This window comes from Allostella sp. (assembly GCF_041913585.1).
Lineage (GTDB): Bacteria > Pseudomonadota > Alphaproteobacteria > ATCC43930 > Allostellaceae > Allostella.
Window position 1 is genome coordinate 1 of record NZ_JAYSFE010000276.1, and the last position, 2,047, is coordinate 2,047.

General features: G+C 74.6%; 2 protein-coding genes and 1 pseudogene. All 3 read right to left on the minus strand.

Annotated elements, in window-relative coordinates:
* A pseudogene (locus tag ACE3Q3_RS24150) lies at window positions 1–427 on the minus strand (hypothetical protein); the annotation flags it as partial.
* Between the two features lie 86 nt (window positions 428–513).
* Window positions 514–1,800 (minus strand): MgtC/SapB family protein, encoded by a 1,287-nt coding sequence (locus tag ACE3Q3_RS24155; RefSeq protein ID WP_374450382.1) that lies wholly within the window; start codon window positions 1,798–1,800, stop codon window positions 514–516.
* An 11-nt stretch (window positions 1,801–1,811) separates the two neighbouring features.
* The coding region (locus ACE3Q3_RS24160; RefSeq protein ID WP_374450384.1) for an SDR family NAD(P)-dependent oxidoreductase at window positions 1,812–2,047 on the minus strand (236 nt) is incomplete at its 5' end.

Consider the following 2,047-nt stretch of genomic DNA (forward strand, 5'->3'; position numbering starts at 1 on the left):
AGACGGCGCCGCGGCTGGTGCCGACGACGACGACCGGCGGCCGGATGGTCCGCATGAAGGCGACGAGCGCGGCCAGGTCCATGCCGTGCTCGACGGCCGAGCGATAGCCGCGGGCGACCCCGTCGCCGGTCTTCAGGTCGGGCGCGATGTCCGGCACCAGCGTCGCGAAACCGGCCTCCGCATAGGCGCGCCGGGTACGGACCAGCTGGTTGCCGCGGAGTCGCGTGATCGTGCCGTCGGGCGCGATGTCGAGCCGCCCCGGCCCGCCGGCGAGCAGGATGACGGAGCCGCGCGGCTCGGGCGGGCGCAGCAGCAGCGCGCGGATCGATTGCGTCCGGGAAGGGATCTCGACGGCCAGCGCCTCGATGGCGCCTGCCGGGGATGCGACGACCGCCAGCATGGCAGCCAGGACCAGGATGACCCGCATGCGCGACCTCCTGCGTCATCGGCCGCACCTCGCGGCCGGCCGACCCAGCCTAGCGCAGGCGGGACGCGGGAAACATCGCCGTCGTCCTACCCCGTCAGCCAGTCGAGGAGCGGCCGGGCGGCGATCCAGCCGGCGATCCCGCCGACGAGGCTGGCGCCGATCGGCAGGGTCAGCGCGCGGGCGAAGCCGGGGCCACCGGCCGAGCCGGCGATGGCCGGTTTCATCAGCGTGTTGACGACGGCCGCGATGAGGATGGCATCCGCCGCCACGGCGGCCGGGATCGAGCCGGAGCCGGCCCCGCCCGCCAGCGAGATGCTGATCGCGTCGACGTCGAACAGGCCCGACAGTGCCGCCAGCGGATAGAGCCCGGCATTGCCGATCAGGTGCTGCACCGCCTGCACCAGGAAGGCGGCAGCGGCGAAGATCCCGCCCATGACGATCGCGCCACCGAGGTCGAGCGGGTCGCCGCGCTCGGCCGGCGCATCGGCCTCGGGGGCGCCGGCGCGGCGCAGCCCCCACGCCGATGCCGCCGCCCCCAGGAGCGCCGCGGCGACCAGCGACGGGGCGAGTCGGGGCAGCACGGCCGGGGCGACGACGCCGACGACGACGAGCAGCCGGACCAGCATGACCGCGGAGGCGAGCCCGATCGCCGCCGCCAGCATCGGCCGCTGCGCCGCCTCGCCGCGCGCCCGCCGCGACAGCTCCAGCGTCACCGCGGTCGAGGAGACGAGCGCCCCCAGCAGCGCCGTCAGGGTGAGCCCCGCGCGCGGCCCGATCATGCGGATGGCGAAGTGGCCGACATAGCCGATGCCGGCGATCAGCACCACCATGCGCCAGATGCCGTGGGGATTGATCGCCTCCCACGGGCCGAAGCCGCGGTCGGGCAGGAGCGACAGGAAGACGACGGAGATGAGCAGCAGCCGCAGCGTCGCCAGCAGTTCGCGGCGCTCGATCCGCTGCAGCAGGCCGTGCATCTCCGGCTTGAAGCCGAGCAGCAGGGTGACGACGATCGCTGCCGACGCAGCGACGGCCGGCTGGCCGCTGCCGGCCAGCGCCCCCAGGCCGAAGGTGACGACCGCGGCGACCTCGGTGGTGACGCCGAGGCCGCCTTCCGTCCGCGCCTCGCGCCAGTAGCCGAGGCCGAGGAAGAGCGCGACCGCGAAGAGGCCGACCGGCAGCAGCACGCCGTCGGCGCCGCCCGTCAGCGCCAGGACCCCGCCCGCGAGCCCGATCAGGCCGAAGGTCCGCCAGCCGGCGACGCGACCGCCCGCCCCACCCTCGCGGTGCGTCCAGCCGCGCTCCAGACCGACGAGGAGGCCGATCCCGAGCGCGACCGCCAGGTCCGGCAGGTGGTCGATCGCGGTATCGGGCACCGACAGGACCCTCAGTTGGTTTGGCCGATGGTGACGCCGCCGTCGATCACCATCACCTGCCCGGTCATGAAGCGGGCGGCGGGCGAAGCCAGGAAGACGACGGCGCCGGCGATGTCCTCGACCTCGCCGATGCGGCCGAGCGGACACTGGCGCAGGTTGCCCTGCAGCATCGCCTCGTCCTCCCACAGGGCACGGGCGAAGTCGGTGCGGACGAGGCCGGGCGCGATGCAGTTGACGCGGATGTTGT